Source organism: Flavobacterium plurextorum (genome assembly GCF_002217395.1).
Lineage (GTDB): Bacteria > Bacteroidota > Bacteroidia > Flavobacteriales > Flavobacteriaceae > Flavobacterium > Flavobacterium plurextorum.
Map to the genome: position 1 here is coordinate 28,006 of NZ_MUHD01000019.1, position 26,418 is coordinate 54,423.

The 26,418-nt window shown below is 33.8% G+C and carries 19 protein-coding genes; 8 read left to right on the forward strand and 11 right to left on the reverse strand.

The window, feature by feature from the left end:
• Positions 1-27: 27 nt before the first annotated feature.
• From B0A81_RS10915 to rpsF, 5 genes are all read right to left on the reverse strand, one after another.
• On the reverse strand, positions 28-10,467 hold the full coding sequence (locus B0A81_RS10915) for an Ig-like domain-containing protein (RefSeq protein WP_244281377.1): 10,440 nt from the start codon (positions 10,465-10,467) through the stop codon (positions 28-30).
• Positions 10,468-11,672: 1,205 nt separating this feature from the next.
• Positions 11,673-12,146 (reverse strand): DUF6495 family protein, encoded by a 474-nt coding sequence (locus B0A81_RS10920; protein ID WP_089058072.1) that lies wholly within the window; start codon positions 12,144-12,146, stop codon positions 11,673-11,675.
• A gap of 137 nt (positions 12,147-12,283) precedes the next feature.
• Positions 12,284-12,724 (reverse strand): 50S ribosomal protein L9, encoded by a 441-nt coding sequence (rplI, locus tag B0A81_RS10925; RefSeq protein WP_089058073.1) that lies wholly within the window; start codon positions 12,722-12,724, stop codon positions 12,284-12,286.
• Positions 12,725-12,788: 64 nt separating this feature from the next.
• On the reverse strand, positions 12,789-13,085 hold the full coding sequence (rpsR, locus tag B0A81_RS10930; protein ID WP_002987043.1) for a 30S ribosomal protein S18: 297 nt from the start codon (positions 13,083-13,085) through the stop codon (positions 12,789-12,791).
• Between the two features lie 5 nt (positions 13,086-13,090).
• Entirely contained in the window at positions 13,091-13,432 is a 342-nt protein-coding gene (gene rpsF, locus B0A81_RS10935) for a 30S ribosomal protein S6 (protein ID WP_007810575.1), read from the reverse strand.
• A 176-nt stretch (positions 13,433-13,608) separates the two neighbouring features.
• Between rpsF and B0A81_RS10940 the strand changes: the two genes are divergently transcribed.
• Positions 13,609-14,304: a LytR/AlgR family response regulator transcription factor gene (locus tag B0A81_RS10940; protein ID WP_071637338.1), complete on the forward strand. Its 696-nt coding sequence runs from the start codon at positions 13,609-13,611 to the stop codon at positions 14,302-14,304.
• Positions 14,305-14,307: 3 nt separating this feature from the next.
• On the opposite strand, the gene priA is transcribed toward B0A81_RS10940, so the two are convergent.
• The 5 genes from priA to nadC all read right to left on the reverse strand — a co-directional run bounded on the left by priA (position 14,308) and on the right by nadC (position 19,827).
• Positions 14,308-16,758: a replication restart helicase PriA gene (gene priA, locus B0A81_RS10945; RefSeq protein WP_089058074.1), complete on the reverse strand. Its 2,451-nt coding sequence runs from the start codon at positions 16,756-16,758 to the stop codon at positions 14,308-14,310.
• Between the two features lie 29 nt (positions 16,759-16,787).
• Entirely contained in the window at positions 16,788-17,528 is a 741-nt protein-coding gene (gene bla-B1-FLAV, locus B0A81_RS10950) for a subclass B1 metallo-beta-lactamase (protein WP_089058075.1), read from the reverse strand.
• Between the two features lie 10 nt (positions 17,529-17,538).
• Positions 17,539-17,970, reverse strand: coding sequence for a DUF2147 domain-containing protein (locus B0A81_RS10955; protein WP_089058076.1), 432 nt, complete (start codon positions 17,968-17,970; stop codon positions 17,539-17,541).
• Between the two features lie 2 nt (positions 17,971-17,972).
• Positions 17,973-18,896, reverse strand: a complete 924-nt coding sequence (locus B0A81_RS10960) for a YihY/virulence factor BrkB family protein (RefSeq protein ID WP_089058077.1) — start codon at positions 18,894-18,896, stop codon at positions 17,973-17,975.
• Between the two features lie 73 nt (positions 18,897-18,969).
• The gene (gene nadC / locus B0A81_RS10965; RefSeq protein ID WP_089058078.1) at positions 18,970-19,827 is read right to left on the reverse strand and encodes a carboxylating nicotinate-nucleotide diphosphorylase; all 858 of its coding nucleotides are present in this window, start codon (positions 19,825-19,827) and stop codon (positions 18,970-18,972) included.
• Positions 19,828-20,042: 215 nt separating this feature from the next.
• On the opposite strand from nadC, the gene B0A81_RS10970 reads away from it, so the two are divergent.
• The 7 genes from B0A81_RS10970 (at position 20,043) to rlmH (ending at position 25,681) form a co-directional block, all read left to right on the forward strand.
• Positions 20,043-21,143 carry a DNA alkylation repair protein gene (locus tag B0A81_RS10970; protein ID WP_089058079.1) on the forward strand — a complete coding sequence of 367 codons (1,101 nt, stop codon included), beginning with the start codon at positions 20,043-20,045 and terminating at the stop codon, positions 21,141-21,143.
• Between the two features lie 322 nt (positions 21,144-21,465).
• On the forward strand, positions 21,466-22,347 hold the full coding sequence (locus B0A81_RS10975; RefSeq protein WP_089058080.1) for a pirin family protein: 882 nt from the start codon (positions 21,466-21,468) through the stop codon (positions 22,345-22,347).
• 3 nt (positions 22,348-22,350) lie between these two features.
• Complete coding sequence (locus B0A81_RS10980) at positions 22,351-22,746, forward strand: OsmC family protein (protein ID WP_089058081.1); 396 nt, start codon at positions 22,351-22,353, stop codon at positions 22,744-22,746.
• A 5-nt stretch (positions 22,747-22,751) separates the two neighbouring features.
• Positions 22,752-23,036, forward strand: a complete 285-nt coding sequence (locus B0A81_RS10985) for a GNAT family N-acetyltransferase (RefSeq protein ID WP_089058082.1) — start codon at positions 22,752-22,754, stop codon at positions 23,034-23,036.
• A gap of 217 nt (positions 23,037-23,253) precedes the next feature.
• The gene (locus B0A81_RS10990; protein WP_089058083.1) at positions 23,254-24,669 is read left to right on the forward strand and encodes an amidohydrolase family protein; all 1,416 of its coding nucleotides are present in this window, start codon (positions 23,254-23,256) and stop codon (positions 24,667-24,669) included.
• 92 nt (positions 24,670-24,761) lie between these two features.
• Entirely contained in the window at positions 24,762-25,064 is a 303-nt protein-coding gene (locus tag B0A81_RS10995) for an antibiotic biosynthesis monooxygenase family protein (protein ID WP_089058084.1), read from the forward strand.
• Between the two features lie 143 nt (positions 25,065-25,207).
• Positions 25,208-25,681, forward strand: coding sequence for a 23S rRNA (pseudouridine(1915)-N(3))-methyltransferase RlmH (gene rlmH / locus B0A81_RS11000; protein WP_089058085.1), 474 nt, complete (start codon positions 25,208-25,210; stop codon positions 25,679-25,681).
• Positions 25,682-25,720: 39 nt separating this feature from the next.
• Here the strand turns inward: rlmH and B0A81_RS11005 are convergent, their stop codons facing one another.
• Positions 25,721-26,353 carry a hypothetical protein gene (locus B0A81_RS11005; protein WP_089058086.1) on the reverse strand — a complete coding sequence of 211 codons (633 nt, stop codon included), beginning with the start codon at positions 26,351-26,353 and terminating at the stop codon, positions 25,721-25,723.
• Positions 26,354-26,418 lie beyond the last annotated feature (65 nt).

Sequence of the window (26,418 nt, forward strand, 5' to 3'; positions counted from 1 at the left end):
AATTAATTAGATGATTAATCGAAATGCTTATCTCATAATAGATAACCATCCTTTTTTAACTGTTCCATCTCCAATGGTAATCACATAAAAATAAGTACCCGTTGGCAGCATATCTCCTCTATTAATTACTCCCGACACATTTGCCGTTCCGTTCCAATCATTTTCGTAATGCTGTTTACTGTATACCAATGCTCCATATCTGTTATAAACTTTCAGCTCATTATTTGGATATGATTCGATACAATCAATTCTGAAAAGATCGTTTGCTCCATCGTTATTTGGTGTGAATTCATTGTAAACTGTCAAGCAAATTGGATCAACAGAGGCTGAAGCCGAATTATTTGAAGCATCAACATCTAATGGAGTTGAAATTTCTATTGTAGCCACATTTAAATAATTTCCGCTTGGCAATACCTCAGCAACAATAGTGAGTGTTGCACTTTGACCTGAATTCAACGTTGGAATCGTCCAGAGCTGTGTCTTTGGATCATAAACTCCGATAGTTGTGCTTGAACTTACCAAATCATAACCGCTAGGCAGCAATTCGCTGACGATGGTATTTATAAAACTACCTTGTCCTACATTATTTACAGTCACTGTAAAGGTTACATGATCACCAAAATTAGGTGTTGGATTGTCGACTGTATTTGTAATTGTTATATCTGAACAAGTCGCAACTGTTACACTCAAAGTCTTGGTGGTAGTTTCATTACAAGTATTGATATAAGTAACTTGAACTTTACCCGGTCCAATATCTGACCATGAAATTGTAACATCATCATCTGATGTTCCGCCGCCATTAATAATGGTTCCATTAGTTACAGACCAAACGTAATTTGATTTTCCATTTGCTATCGAATAAGTCACACCTTGAAAAACACATGGTGTATCATCATTGGTTGTAATTGGAACTAAAGCGTCATTTTCAAAACTAACTGTTACACCTAATCTTGAAGCTCCTCCACAGCCATTTGTAATATTGATAAGGGCATCGGCATAATATGTCGTTGCAGTTAACAATGTACTTGCAGTTAACGGAGCTCCTCCTGTTGGTGTTGAATACCAAACTACATTTGCTTCATTAACCTGAATATTAGCTAATGTTGGTGATGCTGCTAAACAGAATACTTGTGCTGTTCTTGGTGTTGTAATTCTTCCAGGAGTATTAACTGTTACTGCAACTGCTAATCTATTAGGATTCTCGCAGTTTGTAGTACTTGCTGCCGCTCCGTAGTAAGTTCCTGTTGCTAAAGCTGTAGAAGCTGAAATAGCAGTACCTCCTGTTTGGGTGTTGTACCAAATTACATTTGCTTCATTAACCTGAATACTGGCAATTGTAGGCGAAGCAGTTGAACAGAAATCTTGTGTTGTATCTGTTGTAGTTGGCGTTGGACTCGGAGTTGTTACTGTAATTGTAACTTTTAAACGAGTTGCGCTTTTACATCCTGTTGCGGCGTCTGTGATTTCTCCATAATATATACCAGAAGTTAACGCAGTTGTTGCAGTAATTGCAGTTCCTCCAACAGGAACATTAAACCATGATACGTTGCTTTCATTTACTTTAATACTAGCAATGGTTGGTGTTGTTGTTGAACAAAACTCCTGTGCTGCATTATTTGTTGTAGGTGTAATTGAATTACCAACAGTTACCGTTACTTTTAATCTATTACTGCTCTCACAACCTGTTACAGCATCTTTTAATGCTGCAAAATAATCTCCATTTACTAATGGTGCAGTTGAAGCAATCGCCGTTCCTCCAATTGCTGCGTTATACCAAATTACATTACTTTCATTAACTTGGATACTGGCTACCGTTGGATTATTACCTGAACAAAAAATCTGTGTTCCAGAAGTTGTTGTTGGTGTAACAGGATCTGTAACTTTTATTGCAATTGGCAGTCTTGTATTACTTTCACAAGATGTTACTGGATCTTTTATGGCTGCATAATAAGTTCCTGTTGTTAATGTTGTTCCCGCAGGAATCAAATTTCCTCCAACTAAAGTAGTGTACCAAACAACATTATTCGCTGGACTTACATTAATTGATGCGAACGTTGGAGCGTTTACAACACAGAAATCTTGGTCTTTATCTGCAATGTTTGGTGTTCCTGGATCTGTTACATTTACTACTACAGCTAATCTTGCATTGCTCTCACAAGTCGTTGTGGCGTCTTTCAATGCAGCATAATACGTTCTTGTTGTCAATGCTGTCGTTGCTGTTACTACATTTCCGCCTGTTAATGCGTCATACCAAACTATATTTCCTGTTTCTGGACTTACATTAATACTTGCAATTGTTGGAGTATTTACTAAACAGAAATCTTGATCTTTATCTGTTATATTTGGTGTGCCCGGATCTGTAACATTTACTGCTACAGCTAATCTTACATTACTTTCACAAGTTGTTGTGGCATTTTTCAAAGCCGCATAGTACGTTCTTGTAGTCAATGCTGTTGTTGCTGTTACTACATTTCCTCCTGTTAATGCATCATACCAAACAATATTTCCTGTTTCTGGACTCACATTAATATTGGCAATTGTTGGAGCATTTATCAAACAGAAGTCTTGATCTTTATCTGTAATATTTGGCGTACCTGGATCTGTAACATTTACAGCAACTGCTAATCTTACATTGCTCTCACAAGTTGTTGTGGCATTTTTCAAAGCTGCATAGTAAGTTTTTGTTGTCAATGCTGTTGTTGCAGTTACTACATTTCCTCCTGTTAAGGCATCATACCAAACTATATTTCCTGTTTCTGGACTTACATTAATATTGGCAATTGTTGGAGCATTTATCAAACAGAAATCTTGATCTTTATCTGTAATATTTGGCGTACCTGGATCTGTAACATTTACAGCAACTGCTAATCTTACATTGCTTTCACAAGTTGTTGTGGCATTTTTCAAAGCTGCATAGTAAGTTTTTGTTGTCAACGCTGTTGTTGCAGTTACTACATTTCCTCCTGTTAATGCGTCATACCAAACTATATTTCCTGTTTCTGGACTTACATTAATGCTTGCAATAGTCGGAGTATTTACCAAACAGAAATCTTGATCTTTATCTGTAATATTTGGTGTGCCCGGATCGGTAACATTTACAGCGACTGCCAATCTTACATTACTTTCGCAAGTTGTTGTGGCGTCTTTCAATGCAGCATAGTAAGTTTTTGTTGTCAACGCTGTTGTTGCAGTTACTACATTTCCTCCTGTTAATGCGTCATACCAAACTATATTTCCTGTTTCTGGACTTACATTAATGCTTGTAATAGTCGGCGCATTTACCAAACAGAAATCTTGATCTTTATCTGAAATGTTTGGTGTTCCTGGATCTGTAACATTTACTGCAACTGCTAATCTTACATTACTTTCACAAGTTGTTGTAGCATTTTTCAAAGCCGCATAGTAAGTTTTTGTTGTCAATGCTGTTGTTGCTGTTACTATATTTCCTCCTGTTAAAGCATCATACCAAACTATATTTCCTGTTTCTGGACTCACATTGATGCTTGCAATAGTCGGCGCATTTACCAAACAGAAGTCTTGATCTTTATCTGTTATGTTTGGTGTTCCTGGATCGGTAACATTTACTGCTACGGCTAATCTTACATTGCTCTCACAAGTTGTTGTGGCATTTTTCAAAGCTGCATAGTAAGTTTTTGTTGTTAACGCTGTTGTTGCAGTTACTACATTTCCGCCTGTTAAAGCGTCATACCAAATAATATTTCCCGTTTCTGGGCTTACATTAATATTGGCAATAGTCGGAGCATTTACCAAACAGAAATCTTGATCTTTATCTGTTATGTTTGGTGTGCCCGGATCTGTAACATTTACAGCAACTGCTAATCTTACATTGCTTTCACAAGTTGTTGTGGCATTTTTCAAAGCTGCATAGTAAGTTTTTGTTGTCAACGCTGTTGTTGCAGTTACTACATTTCCGCCTGTTAAGGCATCATACCAAACTATATTTCCTGTTTCTGGACTTACATTAATATTGGCAATAGTCGGCGCATTTACTAAACAGAAGTCTTGATCTTTATCTGTTATGTTTGGCGTACCTGGATCTGTAACATTTACTGCTACAGCTAATCTTACATTGCTTTCACAAGTTGTTGTAGCATCTTTTAAAGCTGCATAGTAAGTTTTTGTTGTCAACGCTGTTGTTGCAGTTACTATATTTCCGCCTGTTGAGGCATCATACCAAACTATATTTCCCGTTTCTGGGCTTACATTAATGCTTGCAATAGTCGGCGCATTTACTAAACAGAAGTCTTGATCTTTATCTGTAATATTTGGCGTGCCCGGATCTGTAACGGTAACTGTAATCGCCAGCCTTTTTTTACTTTCACAATAAACCGTTGGATTCAATTTTATTGGAACAGAAAATACTCCATAATAGATTTTGCTAGTCAATGGATCGCTTGCTAATAGTGGAGTTGTACTTGTCGCAGAATCATACCAAACAACATCAGCTTCATTAGTTTTAAGATCTGAAACTTTTGGACTGTTTATTACACAAAAATCTTGAGTATTATCATCAGTTGTTGGTGTTGCTGGATCAGTAACTGTTACTGTTACTTCTTTAAGTTCACCAGCTTTATTTGGACAAGTATTATCACTTTTAACTGCTGCATAGTAAGTCATAGGACTCATTGCCGCCGTTAAACCAGAGGCTGTCAAAACTCCTGTTACATTATCTACTGTGTAAGTTACACCATCAATTAAACCAGTTAAAATAGGCTTCGTTTTATTAGCATCTAAATACCAAAAGAATACTGGATTTGCCAAAGAACTCGATGGTGTTAAAGTCGCTGTCGTATTATGACAAACTGAATCATTATTAACCGAAATATCCGTTGGAAGAGAAGTTGGTAAAATAGTAAATGTTACTTGTTTTCTATCGCCTGGAGCAGTTTCACAATATTCATCAGAACTAAGTCCTACATAATAAGTATAGGTTCCAGGAGACAATCCTGTTACGTTTAATGTTGAAGTTGTTTTTCCTGGTATTAAATTACTTTTTGTTCCATCAAAACTATACCAGTAATAGACTGGATTTGTAAGTGTTGGTAAAGGTGTAACTAAAACAGCTTCTAAGCTCACGTTCCCATTTTCAGAACAAATCACGGTATTAGATCCATTATTTATTTTTATACTAGCTATAGTTGCAGCTGGTGTTGTTGCTCTAACTACCACTGTTACTACGCCTCTTGTTAAAGCTGGACAACCATAACGTATAGGCTGAATATAATATTTATAAGTACCCGCTGCCATTGCAGCTGGAAGTGTATAGGATTGACCATTAGCCAATACATTACCGCCAGTTGGAGAATCATACCAAGCGTAAGTCGAACAGTTCTTAGGAGCAACCTCCAATTTTAATTCAGAACCTGGACAGACCGTGAGCGTATTTTTAATATCACTCCCTATAACCTTCGTATTGGTTACTCGATCTATACTATGAACTCTAAGCTGATCAAATACACTTGCTACACCGCCCAAACTAATTCTAACTTTATCGTAAGGCTGAGTTTGAGGTGCTAGAATTGTCATAGCCATAGTATCGCCTGAAAGTAATTTTAAACTCAACAAATTACTGTCATTCTTAATAGGTGCTCCAACCTCAATATTTCCTGAATAAAGTTGAATAACGAACCCTGTAAGCAAATTAAGATTTAAAATTGTACCAGGTTTAGAAATCACTATTCTAAGACTATCTCCTACCATTGAAGGTGTTCTAAAAGCGGTGGTAAGTTCAGCTGCTGCCAAAACTCCTGCCCCGCTAAACATTGTAGCATAAGTACCCACATCACCATCAGCAACATTCCAAGGTTGAGAAACTCCAACTGTAGTAGTTAAAGCTCCAACTCCTAAATCTCTTACGCCGGAGAAAATATCTTCAATATCGCCCTGACCACATGTAATTTGTTTTACTTGTTTTTTATAATGAGCATCATAAACATTAATACTTTGTCCCACACTTAAAACTGATCCTAGTTGTACTCGGATACCATCATAATCTTTAGTACCAGAAATATCAGAAGGAACGAAGGTATATTCAAATGAGTTTTGCCCTGATAATAGATTTACTAATGATCCAGATACAGATTGCAGAGTTCCAATATCAATTGGATTTCCAAGTCCGTCACGTTTCGTACCTACTACCGTAATACTTTGTCCTACCGCAATTAAACTGTTTTCTAAACCAAGTTTCACAGTTACAGGAGTTCCTTTAGAAATAGTTGTTGGCCATTGCAGGTTTTGCCATGTCGTTCCAATACCCAAAAGCCCAAAACCTGTCGTTATTGTCGAATATGTACTTGGGTTACCATCTACTGCTAAAGCCTCATTCGAAACACCTCCGGTAAGAATTGATCCGTAAGATTGTGCATTAGCATAAACTCTTTCTAGTAAAGTATCACAATCCAAAGGATCAATAACACTAATTGTTACCGTTTGACTATTGGTACACGTTCCATTATTGACAATTACAGTATAGGTATAAACACCAACAGTATTAAGTGCTCCTGTACTATTTGAAGGTAAAGCATTACCTTGCGGATCATACCAAGTTATTGCTGCATTTGATGTTGCGTTTAATGTTACAACTTCTCCTTTATTAACTACTCTATTAGTGGTTACATCTGTTAAAGTTGGAATCTGATTAATTGTAACAGTTACTTTCTGCTTGGCCGATAAACAGCTATTACCTTTTGTTTGAGCTTGAATCCAATAATCACCACTTGCCGTAATATTTACAGCCGCTCCGTCTGTAATTTGAGTATTTATTGGACTATAGAAAGTATAAGTCGTATTTCCTGATGTATCAAAACTTGCTATTGCATCTTTTAAATTGACCTTTGCACAACCTGATAAAGTTGCTGAAACTGTTAAAGCTGGAGTTGGAGCGTAATTTACAACTACTTCTTTTAATGTCCCCGTTTCATTTTCGCATGAACCTTCATTGACTACTGAAATAAAATATGTAGTAGAAGACGTTAATCCGCTAATCGTCAAGGCTCCCGCAACATCTTTTGAGTACGTTACACCCGCAACATTTCCGGTTGGTACCGGCTGCGTTTTATTTTGATCAAAATAATAATTAAACTTAGCTCCTGCTAATGAAGATGTTGGAGACAATACAATTCCTCCGGTACAAGAAGTTGTCAAAGGACTACTTATTAAAATATCCCCAGCTGTTGGAACTGATACAATATTTACTGTCACTGCTTGACGAGTAGAATTCACACAAGTACCACGCGTTTCTTCTAAATAATAAGTTGTACTTGTATTTAATGCCAGCGTAGTATAAGTTGAAAGTGCCGAAAGCTCAGTACCTCCTGTAGGCAGATTATACCATTTATATGTTTTTCCTGTAGTATCAGAAGTAACTGCCAAATTTGCTGATTTCCCTACACAAACAGTAGTTCCCGAAACAGCAGCTTCTTTAAATCTATAAGATGCTCCATAAATATCTAAGCTAGTTGCTATAGTAGCTAATCCGCCTAATTTAACTTGAATGGCTGAAAATGATCCTCCCGCAACAAAACTTGCTTTAAATCGATTTCCTCCCAACAACTGAACATTTACGAGAGCTCCAATAGTGGTCAAATCATTATTTGGAGTTGCACCGTTAAAACTTCTTAATGTAACATTAGAAACAAGTCCAAGATCAACAATTCCTCCTGGCAATCCTAACTCTACATCTATAATATCTCCCGCTTGACCCGTTGTTGTAAAAATTAACTTTTGTTCTAAGGTTGACAAAATACCAAGTCCGAAAGAAAGTTTTGCTGCAGTAGTATTATCTCCATCTACTGAAAAATCTGGATCTGTTACACCGCAAGGAACTATACACACAGCACCATCCAAACTCGTTTGTTGTATAGTGGGTCTCAAACAAATATCAACTGTATTAATTACAGAGACATTAATTACAGCTCTTGGGCTACTTTTGCAATCTGAAGCTGTATCTACAGCTTCTACATAAAAAGTTTTACTAGCAGTTAAAGCTGGACTAGGAGTAAAAGTACTACTGCCTAATTCTATTGATATTCCTCCGCTAGGAACATCAAACCAATTATATTTTATGGTTCCTCCAGCATCTACTACAGCCAACTGCACACTCTGACCAGACTGAATCGTTACATTTGAAGATACTGGAACTGGTACAGAAGGAAGAGGGTTTACATTTATCGTTTTTTGTGTACGAGTACTCGAACAACTTCCAATCACCGCTTCAACATAATAACTTGTAGCAGCTATTAAATTTGGTGTTGAATAGGAAGTTCCCGTAAATATTAAACTTCCTCCAGTTGTAGCATCATACCAATTATATGTTGTTCCTGCGATTGGCGAAACAACAGATAAAACGGCTGAACCTCCTGCACAAATATTTGTAATAGTAGAATTAATTGCCGGAGCAACAGGATTATTTACAGTAACAAGAACAGCCGATCTTTCGCTATTAACACATCCATTGCGAGTTACCTCGACATAATAAGTTGTATTTGCTGTTAAAGCAAGAGTTGTAAATGCAGCCGCACTTGATAATAAATTTCCTGCTGTTGCAGCATCATACCATTTAATCGATTCACCTAAAGCTACATCGGCTGTTAATGTTGTTGTTTGCCCGCTGCAAATAGTTTTATTTCCAGTTATAGTTCGTTCTTTAAATTTATAGGAAGCTCCATAAATGTCAAGGCTCGTTAATAACAAAGCCAATCCCCCCAACCTAATCTCAACACGATCAAAAGAAGATTTTGCTTCAAAAGTTACTCGAAAACGTCCACCAGAAAGTAACTGAACGTTCAAAAGAGAGTTTACTGCCTTACGATCGTTATTGAATGTAGCACCATTATAAGTTGCAAGAGAGATGTAAGTTAATAAACCAACATCAGCTAATCCGCCTGGGATTCCTAATTCAACTGTAATAACGTCTCCCGCCTGACCTGCATTATTAAATTGCAAAATCTGCTGCACCCAATCATTAACAAGTCCAACAGGTACAGTCAACCTTGCGGCAGAATTATTATCACCATCAACTGACTTATTTTGATCTGATGAACCACAAAGCAAACAAAGCCCACTCTGAGAAGTCTGCTGGCTATTTGCCTGTAAGCAGCTGCCTTGTACAGCCGTAACCGTAACTGTAATAGGAACTCTTAAAGCACTAACACAGCCACCCGCACTATTACGAGCTTCAACATAAAAAGTTTTTGTCGCAATTAAAATAGGTGTCGTAAAAGTATCGGAGCCTCCTAATAATTTAGTCCCTCCTGCAGCTACATCGTACCAATCAAAAGTAACCCCTGATTCATTTGTAAAAGCGTTTAAAGTTGCATTTTGACCAGACAGTATCGACACACTCTGAGTTAACACCGTTGGATTTGCAGGAACTGGTGTTGATGTGACAGTTACCGTAGTTCTTGTCGTTTTACAACTTCCAATCGAAGCTTCAACATAAAATTTAGTAATACCAGTTGGAACCGTTGGAGCATAAGTATTTCCAGGCGTTAAAAGGTTTCCTCCAGTTTCTGCATCATACCATTTATAATCTGTACCAAGCACAGGGTTTATTACAGACAATGTAGTTGCTTGTGTTGCGCCAGAGGAGCAAATTGCAGTACCAGCTGTACTAATTGTTGGTAAAGCCGGCTCAATTACATTAACTGTTACAGGAATACGTTGATCACTTTCACAACCTCCAACTCTCGAAGTACTAACATAATAAGTTTTAGAAGTTGTCAAAGCAGGTGTAGTAAAACTACTAACAGCTGAAAGAGCAGTTGTTGATGTTGGAGAATCATACCAAGCAACGGTTGTGCCAGCAGCTGCAGTAGCCGAAAGCGCAATTGACTGTCCTGTACATACAGATTGGGTCTCACCGCCAACAATTGTTGGTTTAGCAAATTGCAAGCGTGCATCGTAAATACGCAAAGTATTTAGAACACCTACTAAACCACCTCCAAGCTTGATTACAACTCTGTTAGCATCTTGAGTCAAAGTGTATCGTATAACCCCAATTTTATCACCCGAAAGCAATGATAAATTCAAAATAGAACTGCCTAAAGCAATTTTATCACCAGCACTTACTGTGCCCAAAAAGGGCTCAATTGTTGCAGTTGAAAACAACCCTAAATCAAGTATATCATCACCGCTGCCAATGTATAATACAATTTGATCACCAGCTTTTGCTGTCTGATTAAAAATCAAGGTTTCCTGAAGAGTACAGACAACTCCGACAACAGTACTTAAAGTTGTAGCTGTTGTTGGCACCGCACTGGACTCAGCATCATAAGCAAATGCAGGATCAGTTATACCAGAACCAATGCATAATCCCGAATTACCAATACTATGCGAAGTGGGTCTACAAAAGGTTTGCGCAAAAGTCATATTGCTCAAAAGCAATAAAAACGCCAAACCAAATAATCTCTTCTTTAAGATGAGATCATAAAAAGTAATTTTTTTCATAATTTGGAAGATTAGAAAATGGACAATAAAATACCTGTTGCGGTAAGCACGTATGCTTAGGCAATTTTAAAATTGTTAATAATCAAACACTTAGAATGAAATCTTAATTTTTAGTGATCAAAAATTAAAACTGCACTTTAATAAAAATTATGTTGTATTGTGTATACCAAAGTATACGAAAGAGCACTTTTTGCTCCTTTTGAACAAAAAATGTCTTGAAACTTTTTGGAAATACTGATCTAAACCAGACTTCCTCGTGGAGTGATTTGTTAGAGGGATAATTTTCATAAAAGAAAATTTAAGTTTAAGTAGAACTGGGGGTAATTCTATTAAATATACTATCATTCAATATTTATAGAAAGTTGATTACTCTTCCTGTAAACTGTATTTCATTAGAATAAACTCTAAAGCTGAATGTCAATACCCTTAATAAATAATAATACTGTTTTTAAAAAACAGAAAAAAATCTTTCATCAACAAAACCGCCGATTGGATTTTGAAAACGAAAAAATAAAATAATTATAAAATTTGAAAAATAAGTTTGAAGTGGAACTAAAATTAAATTTCAAAATCAATTCAATTTTATACAAACTCATAAAAAATAAAGCCAAAATAATACCTAATGAAAAAATGATAAAGAAAGTAATGATTAATTCCATACGCAGCTTAATTAAGTTATTATAAAAAACTTCAACTCTCATTGTTATAGAAGTAAACAATTAAGTATTAAAAAATACTCCATCAGAATGTTATTTCCAGAAACAGAAAAAACAACTTTGTTTAACTTTTCTAATCTAAAATTAGAAAAAAGAAACACATTAAACAAGTGTAAAATTCCTATTTTTTAGTTCAAAAAAAACTAAAAATATAAGAACATCAGAAAAACCTATAGTTGAACTGCATCTTTTATCGTCATATACCAACTAAAATTCTTTGACTTTTTTATGTTAAACTTTTTATTGTAGTACAAGTACTACGGTAAAAAAGAAAAAAATCACTCAAAAGAACATCAAAATGAACCAAATAAGGAACAAATCTTACATTTATACCTGAAAATTTCAATTTATTGCAGTATTAAGAAAAAAAGCGTAGAAATACGGGGTAAAAAAAATGACAAAGTTTAAACAAAAGTTAAAAAATTAAAAAAAGGCAAACAATTGCAATAAACAACCATTTACCTTTTACATTCTTTATTTATTTAAAACCTAAGATTCAATTATCGAATTAATCTGAGAAAATAATTGTCCATCACTTAAAAAAGCACCTTGCTGAATCAACTCAAATATAGATGCGTTTCTGTCTTCTGTAAATACTTTCTTTCCAACTTTCATTTCAATATTTTCAGTAAACATATTATCAGATAACCACTGTAAACCTTCTGTGGTTAAAAAATCAGTTTCTTCAACTAGTGATTTCAAAACTATTGATTGCACATGAGTTTCAAAACACTGAAACAAGAAAATATGATTTCTAGAAAAATGTTCTAAAAATTCAGCTCTTGACAATACACCTTCCCAAATTAAATCTGAGAAAACATCTAATTCCTGCTCGGCAACTTCAGGTTTATTTACTTTTAGAGCATCCCACTCTGCTTTATCAATAGCTTGCGTAGCTAAAAAACTAGCAAACTCTGCGTGTAGTTCATCAAATTGCTCTTTTGTTAATCTTGCGTATTTCATTTTATTTTAGGCTTTATGCTTTACGCTGTAAGCTAAATACTCTAGCCACCAACATTAAGTCTAATTAATATTAATTCATTTCATTAAACAAAAAAATCCCGATTTGCATCGGGATTTTTATATAATCTTTAAAACTATTACTTTTCAGCAACAATCTCGTAAGCTAACTCAACGATTACATCTCTGTGTAAACGAACACTAGCAGAATATTTACCAGTACGTTTTACGATACCGCTTGTGATGAATTTTCTATCAATAGCGTTACCAGATTTCTCTAAAGCATCAGCAATATCGATGTTAGTGATAGAACCAAAAAGTTTCTCTCCACCAGCTTTTGCAGTAAGTTTAATTTCAAGAGCTTTTAAAGTTTCAGCTAATGCTTTAGCATCAGCAACAACTTTAGCTTCTTTATGTGCTCTTTGTTTTAGATTTTCAGCTAAAACTTTTTTAGCAGAAGGAGTTGCTAATGTAGCAAAACCTTGAGGAATTAAAAAGTTACGACCGTAACCAGGTTTTACAGATACTACATCATCTTTAAATCCTAAGTTTTGTACGTCTTGTTTTAAAATAAGTTCCATGTTGTTGTCCTTATATTTTAGAAGTTAGGTTCTATTATTAGAAACCAGCGACTAGAGTTTTTAATTATTTTAATAAATCGGCCACGTATGGCATTAAAGCTAAGTGACGAGCTCTTTTTACAGCTACAGAAACTTTTCTTTGGTATTTTAATGAAGTTCCAGTTAAACGACGAGGAAGAATTTTTCCTTGCTCATTTACGAATTTCAATAAGAAATCAGCATCTTTATAATCGATGTATTTGATTCCTGATTTTTTGAAACGACAATACTTTTTAGTTTTGTTTGTTTCAATGTTTAAAGGCGTTAAATATCTGATATCTCCGTCTTTTTTTCCTTTTGCAGATTGCTCGATTGTAGACATAATAATTACGCTTTAGTAGATTTTAATTTTGCTCTTCTTCTTTCCGCCCATGAAATAGCATGTTTGTCTAAACTTACAGTTAAGAAACGCATAACTCTTTCGTCACGTCTGAATTCAGTTTCAAAAGCAATTAGAACTTCTCCAGCTACTTTGAATTCGAATAAATGGTAAAAACCACTTTTTTTGTTTTGGATTTCGTAAGCCATTTTTTTCAGACCCCAATCCTCTTTCGATACCATTTCAGCTCCTCTACTAGTAAGAAATTCTTCAAATTTCGTTACTGTTTCCTTCACCTGAACCTCAGATAAAACGGGATTTAAAATGAAAACAGTTTCATAATGATTCATAAATACAATATTTATTTGTTAAAATTGGGTGCAAAAGTAACCATAATTTTTAAATATACAACACTTTTTTACTTTTATTCGTTGTAATGTAAAAAACAGAGCTTAACTTTAGTTTTTTTTACAAAAAAATAATACATTTACTATTGCTATCCTGAATTTATTCTAAATTTATTGTTATGAAACTAAACTGTGTTGTTGTAGATGATAGTTCTATACAGAGGACAATTATTGCAAAATTAGTCAATAATCACCCAGGTTTGCATTTAATCGGTGATTTTTCTAATGCAATTGAAGCGAAAAGTTGTATCTCTTTAAATAATATCGACCTAATATTTCTTGATATAGAAATGCCAGTTATAAATGGCTTTGACTTCCTTGATGGATTAAAGTCTAAACCGCAGATCATATTCATTACTTCTAAAGCCGAATACGCTTTAAAAGCTTTTGATTATGATGCTACCGATTATTTGCAAAAACCTATTGCGGTGGACCGTTTTAATGCTTCTGTAAAAAGAGCTATAGACATGCATTTACTTAAAAAAGAAGTAAAAGAAGAAGAAGGCGAACATATCTTCATTAAAAGCAACCTTAAAAAACTTAAAATCTTCACAGCAAAAATCAAATGGATTGAAGCTTTTGGAGATTACGTAAGAGTTGTTACTGAGGACGACAGTAATCTGGTACTTTCGACTATGAAATCCTTTGAAAATGATTTATCAAAAGATAAATTTATTCGTGTGCACAAATCGTACATCATCAATATAGATAAAGTAGAACGCTTTAACAGCAAGTTTGCCGAAATCGGTATTACCAAAATCCCACTTAGCCGCAACAAAAAAGAAGACTTAGTAAAAGCATTGTCAACATCTTGATTTTTAATAAAAATCAACATTAATAACAACCTTTACAGCTCTGTACTGAGCAACAGCCTCAAAACTATTCAATATTTTTTGAATAGTTTTTTTTGTACTCCCTAATGGAATTTCCTGTGGAATTTTAATTAAAATAGTTCTAATATACTCATTTCGTATCCTATTTATCGCAGGTTCTTCAGGACCCAAAACCGGCATTTTTAAGTTTTGACTTAAAACCTGATACAACCACATAGAACCTTCCTTTAATTTATCAAACTCACGGTGTTTTAAAGTAAGTTTAATAATCCTGAAATAAGGCGGATATTTATAAATCATTCTATCATACAATTGCTCCTTATACATACCTATATAATTATGGTTTGTAACTTGTTGAATTGTATTGTGATTTGGATTATAAGTTTGGATCACAACTTTACCTTGTTTTTCAGATCGTCCTGCTCTTCCTGCAACTTGTATCATCATTTGAAAACTGCGTTCAAAAGCTCTAAAATCTGGATGATGCAGCATGTTATCTGCATTCATAATTCCAACCAAGCTCACATTATCAAAATCAAGTCCTTTAGCAAGCATTTGCGTTCCTACCAAAATATCTACTTCTCTATTCTTGAACGTATCAATAATTTTTTCAAAACCAAATTTACCTCGTGTTGTATCCTGATCCATTCTAGCCGTTTTAGCTTTTGGAAAAAGAGAAACCAATTCCTGTTCGATTTGCTCCGTCCCAAAACCTTTAGTCGTCAAATCTATACTCGAACAACTATGACAATGTGTTGGCTTTGCAATTGAATAACCACAATAATGACAACGCAATTGATTTTTAAATTTATGAAATGTCAAGCTTACATCACATTGCTGGCAATGCGGGACATGACCACAAGTCATACATTCTATTACAGGAGAATAACCTCTTCTGTTTTGAAACAAAATTACTTGTTCGCCCAAAGACAAAGCTTCCGTAATTTCTTCAATTAAAATATCACTAAAATGCCCTGTCATTCTTTTCCTGAAATGTTTGTCTTTTAAATCAACTAAAACTACCTCAGGCATTCGAACATTTTTATAACGCTCAGTTAAAGTTACTAAACCATATTTATCTGTTTGAGTATTAAAATATGTTTCGATACTTGGGGTCGCAGAACCTAATAATACTTTGGCATTATGAAAATTTGCCAAAACAATTGCAGAGTCACGCGCATGATATCTTGGTGCAGGATCGGTTTGCTTAAAAGTTTGCTCATGTTCTTCATCAACAATCAGCAAACCCAAACTATTAAAAGGCAGAAACAAGGCAGACCTCGCTCCTATTACAATCTGTGCTTTTTCAGAGTTTTCTAGTGTTTGTTTCCAAACCTCAACTCGTTCGTTATTGCTGTATTTTGAATGAAAAACGGCAACTTTATCTCCAAAATGAAGTCTCAATCGAGAAACTAACTGTGTTGTAAGCGCAATTTCTGGCAGCAGATATAAAATTTGTTTGCCCGTTTCTAAATATTCTTCTATCAGTTTAATATAAATTTCCGTCTTTCCACTTGATGTAACACCATGGAGAAGACAAACTTCTTTTTCTAAAAAACTATTTTTTATTGCAGTAAAAGCATTTTCCTGAGCCTCGCTTAATAGAAGTTCTTTTTCTGATTTCTCTCCATTAAATGAAACACGATCGTGCTGTAAATAATACTCTTCAAAAATTTCTTTCTCGATTAAAGCTTTTACAACAGCTGAAGTAGAATTTGAAACTTCAATCAATTTCTTTACCGTAATCGGTTTCTTTTCTGAAGCGCTTATCTGAAAATAAGCCAGCACAATTTCTTTTTGTTTATTAGCACTTTTCAATACCTCGAGCAGTTCTCCTAAACCATTATCAGATTCATATTGCGAATGTAATTTTACATAACGAATCAGTTTTGGCTTGTAGCTTTCTTTAATTTCTTCCTCTAAAACAATAATATCCTTTGCAATTAATTTTTGAAGAATTGGCAGGATATTTTTCCTGTTTAAAATCGAAACAATCTCCTGAACTTTAAGCGAACTTTGATGCTGCAATGCTTCATAAACTAAAAACTCATCATCGGAAAGTTCTGAATCATTTACGACAACTTCTGGTTTATGCGAAACAATAGTTTCACTTTCCAATAATAATCCAGTTGGAAAAGCACCGCGATAAACATCACCAATACCACACATATAATAATTGGCAACCCAAAGCCAATGTTTAATCTGTGTTTCGGTCGCAATTGGTTTTTCATCTAAAATCTGATGAATTTCTTTTGCCTCATATAATGTCGGTGCGTTTTCGTGTATATCGATCACCAACGCCGTATAAATTTTACTTTTACCAAATGGCACTGCCACCCGCATACCCTTTTTTATAAAATGATATTCAGCTTCAGAAACGCGATATGTAAAAGTTTTAGCTAAAGAAAGCGGTAAAACAACTTCGATAAAAAACATGCACTAATTTTATATGATTTGGAAACTTATTATTTTCCCGAAGATTTAGCTAAATAATCATTAACCAATTTCAACGTATGATTTAGAGATTCTACATTAGTTCCATTGTCATGACCTGGAATAACATATACTGGCTTCTTGAATTTTGCTTGCACTTTATGCATCGATTTCTGCCATTCCTTTACGTCCGCATCACCTAAATAACCAAGATCAACAGCAGATATACTTTTTACAAAACAACCACCGTAAAGTATTTTTTCTTTATTAAACCATACCACAACATTATCAGACGCATGACCTTTTCCTGGATAATAAACCTCAAAAGTATGCTGACCGACGGTAAATGTCGTATCATTCGGAATTATAAATTCTGCCCTGCCTTCGCCGTTCTTTTTAAGAATCTCATCTGTTAATTTAATTGTATACGTCTTAATACCTTTCTTTCTGTAAAAGTCCAGTCCTCCAGCACGATCTTCATGAGAATGCGTTGCAAAATGCATTATAACCTTTTTATTATGTCTTGCTTTTATTGTATCTAATAAAGGCTGAAACTGTGATTTATCCCAAGGCGCATCAAACAAAACTACACCTTTACTGGTAACCAAATACAAAGCATTGGCAGAAATCTTTGTTCCTTTATAATCATGAAATGTTTTATAAACATAAAAGTCACCCGTAAGATGACTTATTTGTAATGGCGAATTCTTAGATTGTCCAAAACTATTTGAAGCTAAGACTAAGAATAAAATTATCGAAGCTAATTTTCGCATATTTTTAAAATTAATTTTTCACTCGTGTCCAGTATTGCGTTCTTCCCATTAAAGAAATTCCAACATAACCGCGAAGTTTTAATTTATCTGCAGATTCTAATGAAATATAACATTTGTATTTTTTACCATTTGTAGGATCTAAAATAGTTCCTCCATTATATTCAGAACCATCTTTTTTAAGACCATTCATAATAACCATTCCTAAAATAGGTTTATTTTTCTCAGCACCGTCACATTTAGTACAAACATCCTTTTTATGATCAGCACGAAGAATTTCAACTACTTTACCGTAAATTTTTCCAGATTTTTCATAAACCTCTACTACAGATTTTGCCTCACCCGTTTCATCGTCAATAGTTTTCCATTTTCCGATAACACTTTGAGATTGCATTGTACTTAATGCGAAGAAAAAAACACCAATTGTTAAAATCCAATTTTTCATACCTATTTATTTTTTTTTTGTTTTAATTTTCTGATTGAGGCATTCAATTCAAAACCCAAAAGCAGAATCATACAGTTTATCCAAATGTAAAACATTAGAATTAATAATGTTCCAATTGAACCATAAAGTTCGTTATATTTTGAGAATTTTATAACCCAAATCCCAAAAAAGAACGAAGATATAACAATTAAGATTGTTGTAAAAACCGATCCAATACTTATAAAAGGCACTTTATTATACTGCTTTGTACCATAACGCAATAATATTGAAGATGTTATCAAAATCATCAGTATAATAAACAAATATCGACCTAAAATAATCAACGGAATACGGTCACTCAAAACATCCTGAATAATTGTTTTTTGAATAAAAACCTCAAAAACAACGATCGTAGCCACCGTTACAAACAATATAATAGTCATAACAAGCGAAATAGCTAATGCTACCAAATATTGCTTTAAAAAACCACGCTTATCAAAAACATGCTTAGAAGATTCAAAACCGCTTAGAATTCCGTTAATACCATTCGCCATTAAAAAAATCGAAAGCAAAAATCCCGACGATAACAATCCCGAGTGACTATTATTTAAAATATCACTGATAATTTTACTAATAGCATCATAAGTATTTGGAGGAACTCCCTGTTGTACAAACTGCAAAAAATCGGCCTGAAAACCTTCTATCGGAATAAAAGGAATCAAGTTTAAAATAAATAATGCAAAAGGAAATAAAGCCATAAAAAAGCTGAAAGAAACAGCACTGGCATGATAAGAAAATGCACCTTCAATAATTCCTAAGGTATACATTTCAAGCAAATCATAAAGCGAAAAACCTTCCAGCCAAGGCAATTTTATTTTCTTAAAAAATCGGGCTATAGAACGTATTACAGGAACTTTTTCAATCCGATCTTCTATTTCTTGAGACATACTATTTTAGATTTTTAGATTGTTGAGTTGGATTTTAGATTACAAAAATTACAATTTAAAACACTTTACTCAATTAAAAAGCTTTTAAACTCAAATCCATATTGTAAACTGAATGAGTTAACGCTCCAGACGAAATATAATCTACACCGCAAAGTCCATATTCGCGAATTGTTTTTTCGCTGATATTTCCTGAAGATTCTGTCTGACATTTTGAACCAATTAAAGCTACGGCAGTTTTAGTATCTTCATAATTAAAATTATCGATTAAAATTCTGTGAACACCGTCGCTCAACAAAATTTCACGAATTTCATCAAGATTTCTAGCCTCAACAATAATTTTTAAATCTAGATTATTCTCTTTCAAATAATCCTTAGTTTTTTTTATGGCAAGCGTAATACCTCCTGCAAAATCAATATGATTATCTTTCAACATTACCATATCGTATAAAGCATAGCGATGATTTTCTCCTCCTCCAATTTTCACCGCCCATTTTTCTGCAGCTCTAAAATTTGGTGTCGTTTTGCGAGTATCTAATATTTTAGCTCCCGTTCCTTCTAAAAGCTGCACGCAATGATTTGTTTTTGTTGCAATTGCAGACATTCTCTGCATAGTATTTAAAACTACTCTTTCTGCCTTCAAAATAGATTGAGAACTTCCAGAAACTTCAAAAACAATCTCACCATATTCTACATGCGTTCCATCCTCAATAAATGTTTTTACCTTTAATTTAGGATCAACATAATCAAATATCATTTTCGCAAGCGCAACACCAGCAATAATTCCCTGATCTTTCACTAATAATCTTGCTTGACCATGAGCCGTGTCTGGAATACAAGCAAGAGAACTATAATCGCCTGATCCTACATCTTCTCTAATGGCGTTACTAATCAAAAGTTCTAATTCTGATTGAAATTGAGCTTCACTTATCATTTTTATATTTTTTATAATATGCTAAATTATGACTTATTTTATGGATTTGAAAATTACTATAACATGAAAAGTTATACAAAACATTAAATATCTCTTTTTTAACCATTAAGATATTCAGAAAGACCGAGATTTGATTCTTAATGAAACTTACTATTTTTAATGATAGAAAAATCAAAGAACATTAAATATCTTTGAAATTCAAGCAAACAAAACTTATGGGATTAATTAAAGATATCTATTCTGTTTCTTTCTACGAAAAATTTAGTCAGGCTGCAGCCGAAGTACATCCAAAATTCGACAAGCAAAAATTTATTGAAACTATTTACGAAGGAGATTTTGCTCAAAAGGAATGGAAAGAAAGAATGAAACACACAACAGTTGTTTTTCATGAATTTATGCCCAAAAATTTCCCGGAATCCGTTACTTTAATTGACAAAATCATTGAAAATTTAAAGAAAAATAATTTCACAGACAGCAATCTGGCTTTTATCTTCTTTGCTGATTATATCGAAATGTACGGTTTAGACGATTTTAAAACTTCAGCGAAAGCTTTTGTTTCTATCACTCAATTTATAAGCTGCGAATTTGCTGTTCGTCCTTTTATTTTAAAGTACAAAGAGCAAATGATTGACGAAATGACAAAATGGTCATTGCATGAAAATCATCACGTGCGTCGTTTAGCCAGCGAAGGTTCACGCCCAAGATTACCGTGGGCAATGGCAATTCCGTTCTTAAAAAAAGATCCTTCATCTATCCTGCCTATTTTAGAAAACCTAAAAAACGATCCTTCCGAATATGTCAGAAGAAGTGTTGCTAATAACTTAAATGATATCGCAAAAGACAATCCGCAAATAGTATTAGAAATCGCTTCAAGATGGAAAAATCAAAGTAAAGAAACTGATGGAATTATAAAACACGGCTGTAGAACATTATTAAAGCAAGGTCATCCGGAAATTTTAAGCCATTACGGTTTAGAAAGCACGAATATTGAACTTTCATCATTTGAAGTTAAAACTCCAGTTGTAAAAATTGGTGATTATCTGCAATTTCATTTTCATTTAAATAATAAAAACGAAGACCCAAAAACGATTCGTTTAGAATATGCCGTTCATTATAAAAAAGCAAAAGGACACTTGGCTAAAAAAGTATTTAAAATAAGTGAGAAAGTTTATCCTCCGAATCAATTAACCAAAATTGAAAGAAACCAATCTTTCAAATTGATTACAACGAGAGTTTTTCATACTGGGATTCATCAATTGTCAATTATTATTAATGGAACGGAAAGTGAAGTTCTAGAATTTGAATTGATTGATTAAGCCGAGATTCCAATTCTCATGCTCCGGCGGAGCAAAATATTTATAGCGAAATATCGCATTACCACAGAAAAAGCTCCAGAGGAGCGACATATTTATCACCCCGCTGGGACTTTATGAAATGTGATATTATTCTTTGCTATAAATATTTCGTCCCTCTGGGACTTTCTAAACTTAAATTTAATCCTCTCTTTAAAACTTAACCACCGTTTTTTCTTATTTTTATAATTCTAAAAATTCAAAACAAACTTTTCTTAATCTAAATTAAGTTACAGACAGGCTCCGTTACTTTAATTTTGTTTTCAAATCAAATAAAAAATACCACATGTCAAATATCAGTTTAATTATAGAAGAACGTGCTGCCAATATTGGCAATTTTATGGTAGGTCGTTTGCTGCCTTTCCGTGAAAAAAGAGCTGTTGGTCCATTTGTATTTATCGACCATATGGGACCTGCACATTTAAGTGATCATGAAAATATGGATGTTCCTCCTCATCCGCATATTGGACTTTCGACTTTAACATTCTTGTTTGAAGGAAGCATTATGCACCGTGATAGTTTAGGAACCGAATTAGAAATAAAACCAGGCGCCGTAAACTGGATGACAGCTGGAAAAGGAATTGTTCATTCTGAAAGAACACCAGAATATTTAAGACATTCAGACAAAATGCTCCACGGATTACAGATTTGGGTAGCGCTTCCAAAAGAATTGGAACAAATGGATCCAAATTTCACACATGTTGAAGCAGATGATATTCCTGCTTGGGAAGAAGACGGCGTTTCGTATAAACTGATTGCCGGCGAAGCATTTGGTAAAAAATCGCCAGTTCCTGTTTATAGTCCGCTTTATTTTATTGAAATCAAAAGTACTGAAGCTAAAAAAATCAATATTGGAAGTCATTTATTTGGCGAAAGTGGTTTATATATTCTCGAAGGAAGCATCAAAAGCGGCGAACATATTTACGATCCAAAACAAATTTTAATTACAAACGACAGTACACTTTGTGAGTTTGAAATTGCCGAAAATTCAACTGTTTATATCTTTGGCGGACAACCATTTCCTGAAGAACATTTTATCTTTTGGAACTTTGTTTCTTCAGATAAAAACCTCATCGAAAAAGCCAAACAAGATTGGACAAACCAAACATTCCCAAAAGTTCCCGGTGAAACAGATTTTGTTCCATTACCTGAACCAAGAATCAAATAAATTATGAAAACAATATCAGCACAAATAGATACTCGTTTGTATCGCACCGAAATAACATCATCCAGCGGAAATATTGTAATCGCCGATGAACCTCAAGAAGTTGGAGGAAAAAATCTTGGTTTTAGTCCATCAGAACTTTTGGCATCAGCATTAGCATCTTGCACTTTAATAACATTGCGAATGTACATTAATCGCAAACAATGGGATGTTTCTGAAATTAATGTAAAAATAGATTTTGAAAGAGACAATCATCAAAACATTTCTCTATTTACAAGAAAAATTGAAGTTATAGGCGAAGTCGACGAAAAACAACGACAACGATTAGAGACAATTGCAAACAGCTGTCCTATACACAAAACATTAACAAACTCAATCGAAATTAAAACCACCTTAATATAACCATCATGGAAATTCAACAAATAAACGATACAAGAAGAGGCTACTTTGAAGCTGTAGAAGACGGAAAAGAAGCTGGAAAAATGACTTATACTTGGGCAGGCGATTCAAAATTTATTATTGATCATACTGAAGTAAACCCAGATTTTAACGGAAAAGGAGTTGGCAAAAAACTAGTTATGGCTGCTGTAGAATATGCTAGAACAAATAATTTAAAAATTATTCCGCTTTGTCCCTTTGCAAAAAGTGTTTTTGATAAAGTCGAAGAAATTCGTGATGTACTTTTTACTTAAAGGTTCAGAGTTGCAAAGAAACAAAGCTTCAGAGGTTTCTCTTACAACTAATAATTTTAATACTGAGACGCACTTTTGTGCGTCTTTTGTGTTTTTTATAATACCCATTTCTTTAAAACTTTATCCCTTTGCACCATTGAACCTTTGCCTCTTTAAAAACATTTTTTCCAAATCTCCCCGAAAACTCGTATATTTGCGCGTAATTTAAACTTAGAGTATGACAAGGATAATTACGCTTTTCTGTATTTTTATAGCACAAATCGGCTTTTCTCAAACAGCTGAAAGTTATTTAGAAAAAATCAGAAATAATGAAGCTCTCTTAACAGCTTTCTTTCAACAAATGCCCAAAGGAGGCGATTTACACCACCATTTTTCAGGATCAATTTATGCAGAACCTCTTTTAGAAAGAGCAATTGCAGAAAACTTTTATTTGAATCTAGAAACCATGGAAGTCTCAAAAACCAAACCTGCAAAAGGAAACTGGGAAAACTTCTCTTCTCTTAAAGAAAAAGGAAAACTAGATTATTACGAGCAGCAAATTATGCAGACTTGGTCAATTAAAGATTATAATGGTTCTGTACCTTCTGATGATCAGTTTTTTGACTCTTTTATGAAATTTGAACCTACTATCACAGGTCATTTTGCAGAAGGAATGCTTGAACTTAAAAAACGTGCCATAGCAGAAAACGTAAGTTATATCGAAACCCAATTATCAACGATTCCGTGCGATATGAATGTTTCTGATCTAAACGATTTCAATACAAAACTTCGTCTTGCTGCAAATGTAAAAGATGAAAAAGCAGTTTTAAAACTTTTAGATGAGTTGTATAAATCACTTCAGAAAAAAGAAGCAAAAAAATATGCTGATGATTTCAATACTAATTTCTTGGCAAAACTTCACAAAGATCTAAAGATCGATGACGAGCGTTTCACAATGCGCTATCAAAATTTTGTGCTGCGTTTTATGGATCCTGTAGACTTGTTTAAAAACTTAGTTATTGCTTTTATTTCTTCTAACGAAAGCAAACTGACTGCGGGTGTAAACATAGTTTCTCCAGAACACGGACAAAATTCTATGAAAGATTATTGGCTTCACATGGTGATGTTTAAATATTGTCATTCAAAATTTCCTGACGTAAAATATACACTTCACGCAGGCGAATTGACTTTAGGTTTGGTTCAGCCAGAAGATTTAACTTGGCATATAAATGATGCAATTTATATCGCTGGTGCAAACAGAATTGGTCACGGAGTTGATATTGCTTACGAAGCAAATTCATATGATTTATTGAAATATATGTCTAAAAACAATATTCCAATCGAGATTAATTTAACGAGTAATGAGTTTATTTTAAAAGTAAAAGAAAACAGACATCCATTTACACTTTACAAAGAATTCAATGTGCCAATAGTAATCAGTACAGACGACGCGGGAATTTTAAGAAGCAATATGACAGAACAATATGTTTTGTTAGCTAAAAGATATCCTGATGTGAATTACGAAACGATTAAAAAATACGTTTACAACAGTATCAATTATAGTTTCATTCAAGATGAATCGGTTAAAAAACAATTGACTAAAGATTTGGATAATCGTTTTAAAGCTTTCGAAGCGAAGTTCTCAAAAAACTAATAAAATAATAAATCTGTTAGATCTGCTAAATCTGCGGGAAAAAATATACTCTCGCAGATTTAGCAGATCTGGCAGATAAAATTCATTTCAATATGATACTTGAAGCCGCATTTCTTTTTATAAAACCAGAACTATCAAATCAGTTTGAAGTTGATTTTGCAAAAGCAAGTCAATATATTTCGTCAATTGATGGTTATTTAGGACATCGTTTAGAAAAATGTCTTGAAATAGAAAACAAATATCTTTTATTAGTCGATTGGAATACGCTTGAAGATCATACAATAGGTTTCAGAACTTCTGAAGCGTATTTAGAATGGAAGAAAATTTTACATCATTATTACGAACCGTTTCCTATTGTAGAACATTTCGAAACGGTTTTTGAGAATAAAAAATAGAGATTTCTTTTGCCACAGATTAAAAAGATTTTCACAGATTAATTCAAAAAAAATCCTTTTTTAATCCTTTGAATCTGTGGCTAAAAAATAAAAATTAAATTCGCGCTAACCCCTTTGTGCAATTAGTGGCAAAAGAAAAAAACATGAATATAAAGCTCATCGCCATTGGCAAAACAGATAATAAATCGCTTCAAACTTTGATTGACGATTATACCAAACGTTTGTCGTTTTACATCAAATTTGATTTAGAAATTATTCCCGATATCAAAAACGTAAAAAACTTATCTGAAAGTCAACAAAAAGAAAAAGAAGGCGAATTGATTCTGTCAAAACTTTCTCCAACCGATCAGTTGATTTTGTTGGATGAAAACGGAAAAAACTTCTCCAGTGTTGGTTTTTCTGAAGAATTACAAAAGAAAATGAATTCCGGAATCAAAACTCTAGTTTTTGTAATTGGCGGTCCTTACGGATTTTCGGAAACGGTTTATAAAAAAGCACAAGGAAAAATTTCGCTTTCCCTGATGACGTTTTCACACCAAATGGTTCGTTTATTTTTTATCGAGCAATTGTACCGTGGGTTTACGATTTTACGCAACGAACCTTATCATCATCAATAATTTTTTGTTTCAGGTTTTCTTTGTTTCAGGTTTCAAGTTTTAGAAGATGAATTCTTCATCAGTCAAATTAATTAAAGGAACTGGAAATTTTAAAGTTCCGATAAAAATCTTGTTTTTTATATAAGCGTCGTAGCTTATATTTTTATTAAAACAAAACATATACTTAAGAGGCTTATCATGAATCATGTGATTCAAATAACTCTGTAATTCTTCTCTTTTAACCAAAATTCCCTCTACTAAAATTGAGTTATCTTTTTTGAAATACACTTCAACTCCAAACTTTGGTTTTTCCATTTTATAATACACTTTCGTAAAAGGCAGAAAAGCGAGATTCTTCCCGATTGAATCTGCGTATGAATAATAATTTTCAGCATTTTCATTTTTGTGGGCACTGTCTGCTCTTTTCTTTTCCTGCATTTTCATAACCTGCGGAATTACCATTTTCAAAGGCAAACGCTTATCGATGTTAAAAATCCAATTGGTCGAAATAATACTGCTTTTTCGATTTAAATCAGCGATCGTATCTTTTCCTTCGGTTTTAAAAAAAATGTAAATTGGTGAATGATCTTGTACGTCTTTTACAATTGAAACATTTGCTTTTGGCAATAAAACGTCTTCTTTTTTTCCACAAGAGAAAAGAAGGAAAGCAATAATTAAAGTAATGTATTTCATATTTGTTTGTTTTTAAACTCAAAGTTTGTCATTTCGATCCCGAGGCTTCGGGATCGAAATGACAA

Excerpts from the sequence above, each read along its gene's own strand:
- B0A81_RS10915 (WP_244281377.1), bottom strand. The coding sequence starts at position 10,467 with ATGAAAAAAATTACTTTTTATGATCTCATCTTAAAGAAGAGATTATTT.
- rpsF (WP_007810575.1), bottom strand. The coding sequence starts at position 13,432 with ATGAATCATTATGAAACTGTTTTCATTTTAAATCCCGTTTTATCTGAG.
- rplI (WP_089058073.1), bottom strand. The coding sequence starts at position 12,724 with ATGGAACTTATTTTAAAACAAGACGTACAAAACTTAGGATTTAAAGAT.
- B0A81_RS10985 (WP_089058082.1), top strand. The coding sequence starts at position 22,752 with ATGGAAATTCAACAAATAAACGATACAAGAAGAGGCTACTTTGAAGCT.
- rpsR (WP_002987043.1), bottom strand. The coding sequence starts at position 13,085 with ATGTCTACAATCGAGCAATCTGCAAAAGGAAAAAAAGACGGAGATATC.
- nadC (WP_089058078.1), bottom strand. The coding sequence starts at position 19,827 with ATGATAAGTGAAGCTCAATTTCAATCAGAATTAGAACTTTTGATTAGT.
- B0A81_RS11005 (WP_089058086.1), bottom strand. The coding sequence starts at position 26,353 with ATGAAATACATTACTTTAATTATTGCTTTCCTTCTTTTCTCTTGTGGA.
- B0A81_RS10970 (WP_089058079.1), top strand. The coding sequence starts at position 20,043 with ATGGGATTAATTAAAGATATCTATTCTGTTTCTTTCTACGAAAAATTT.
- B0A81_RS10975 (WP_089058080.1), top strand. The coding sequence starts at position 21,466 with ATGTCAAATATCAGTTTAATTATAGAAGAACGTGCTGCCAATATTGGC.
- priA (WP_089058074.1), bottom strand. The coding sequence starts at position 16,758 with ATGTTTTTTATCGAAGTTGTTTTACCGCTTTCTTTAGCTAAAACTTTT.
- B0A81_RS10920 (WP_089058072.1), bottom strand. The coding sequence starts at position 12,146 with ATGAAATACGCAAGATTAACAAAAGAGCAATTTGATGAACTACACGCA.
- B0A81_RS10980 (WP_089058081.1), top strand. The coding sequence starts at position 22,351 with ATGAAAACAATATCAGCACAAATAGATACTCGTTTGTATCGCACCGAA.
- bla-B1-FLAV (WP_089058075.1), bottom strand. The coding sequence starts at position 17,528 with ATGCGAAAATTAGCTTCGATAATTTTATTCTTAGTCTTAGCTTCAAAT.
- B0A81_RS10960 (WP_089058077.1), bottom strand. The coding sequence starts at position 18,896 with ATGTCTCAAGAAATAGAAGATCGGATTGAAAAAGTTCCTGTAATACGT.
- B0A81_RS10940 (WP_071637338.1), top strand. The coding sequence starts at position 13,609 with ATGAAACTAAACTGTGTTGTTGTAGATGATAGTTCTATACAGAGGACA.
- B0A81_RS10995 (WP_089058084.1), top strand. The coding sequence starts at position 24,762 with ATGATACTTGAAGCCGCATTTCTTTTTATAAAACCAGAACTATCAAAT.
- rlmH (WP_089058085.1), top strand. The coding sequence starts at position 25,208 with ATGAATATAAAGCTCATCGCCATTGGCAAAACAGATAATAAATCGCTT.
- B0A81_RS10955 (WP_089058076.1), bottom strand. The coding sequence starts at position 17,970 with ATGAAAAATTGGATTTTAACAATTGGTGTTTTTTTCTTCGCATTAAGT.
- B0A81_RS10990 (WP_089058083.1), top strand. The coding sequence starts at position 23,254 with ATGACAAGGATAATTACGCTTTTCTGTATTTTTATAGCACAAATCGGC.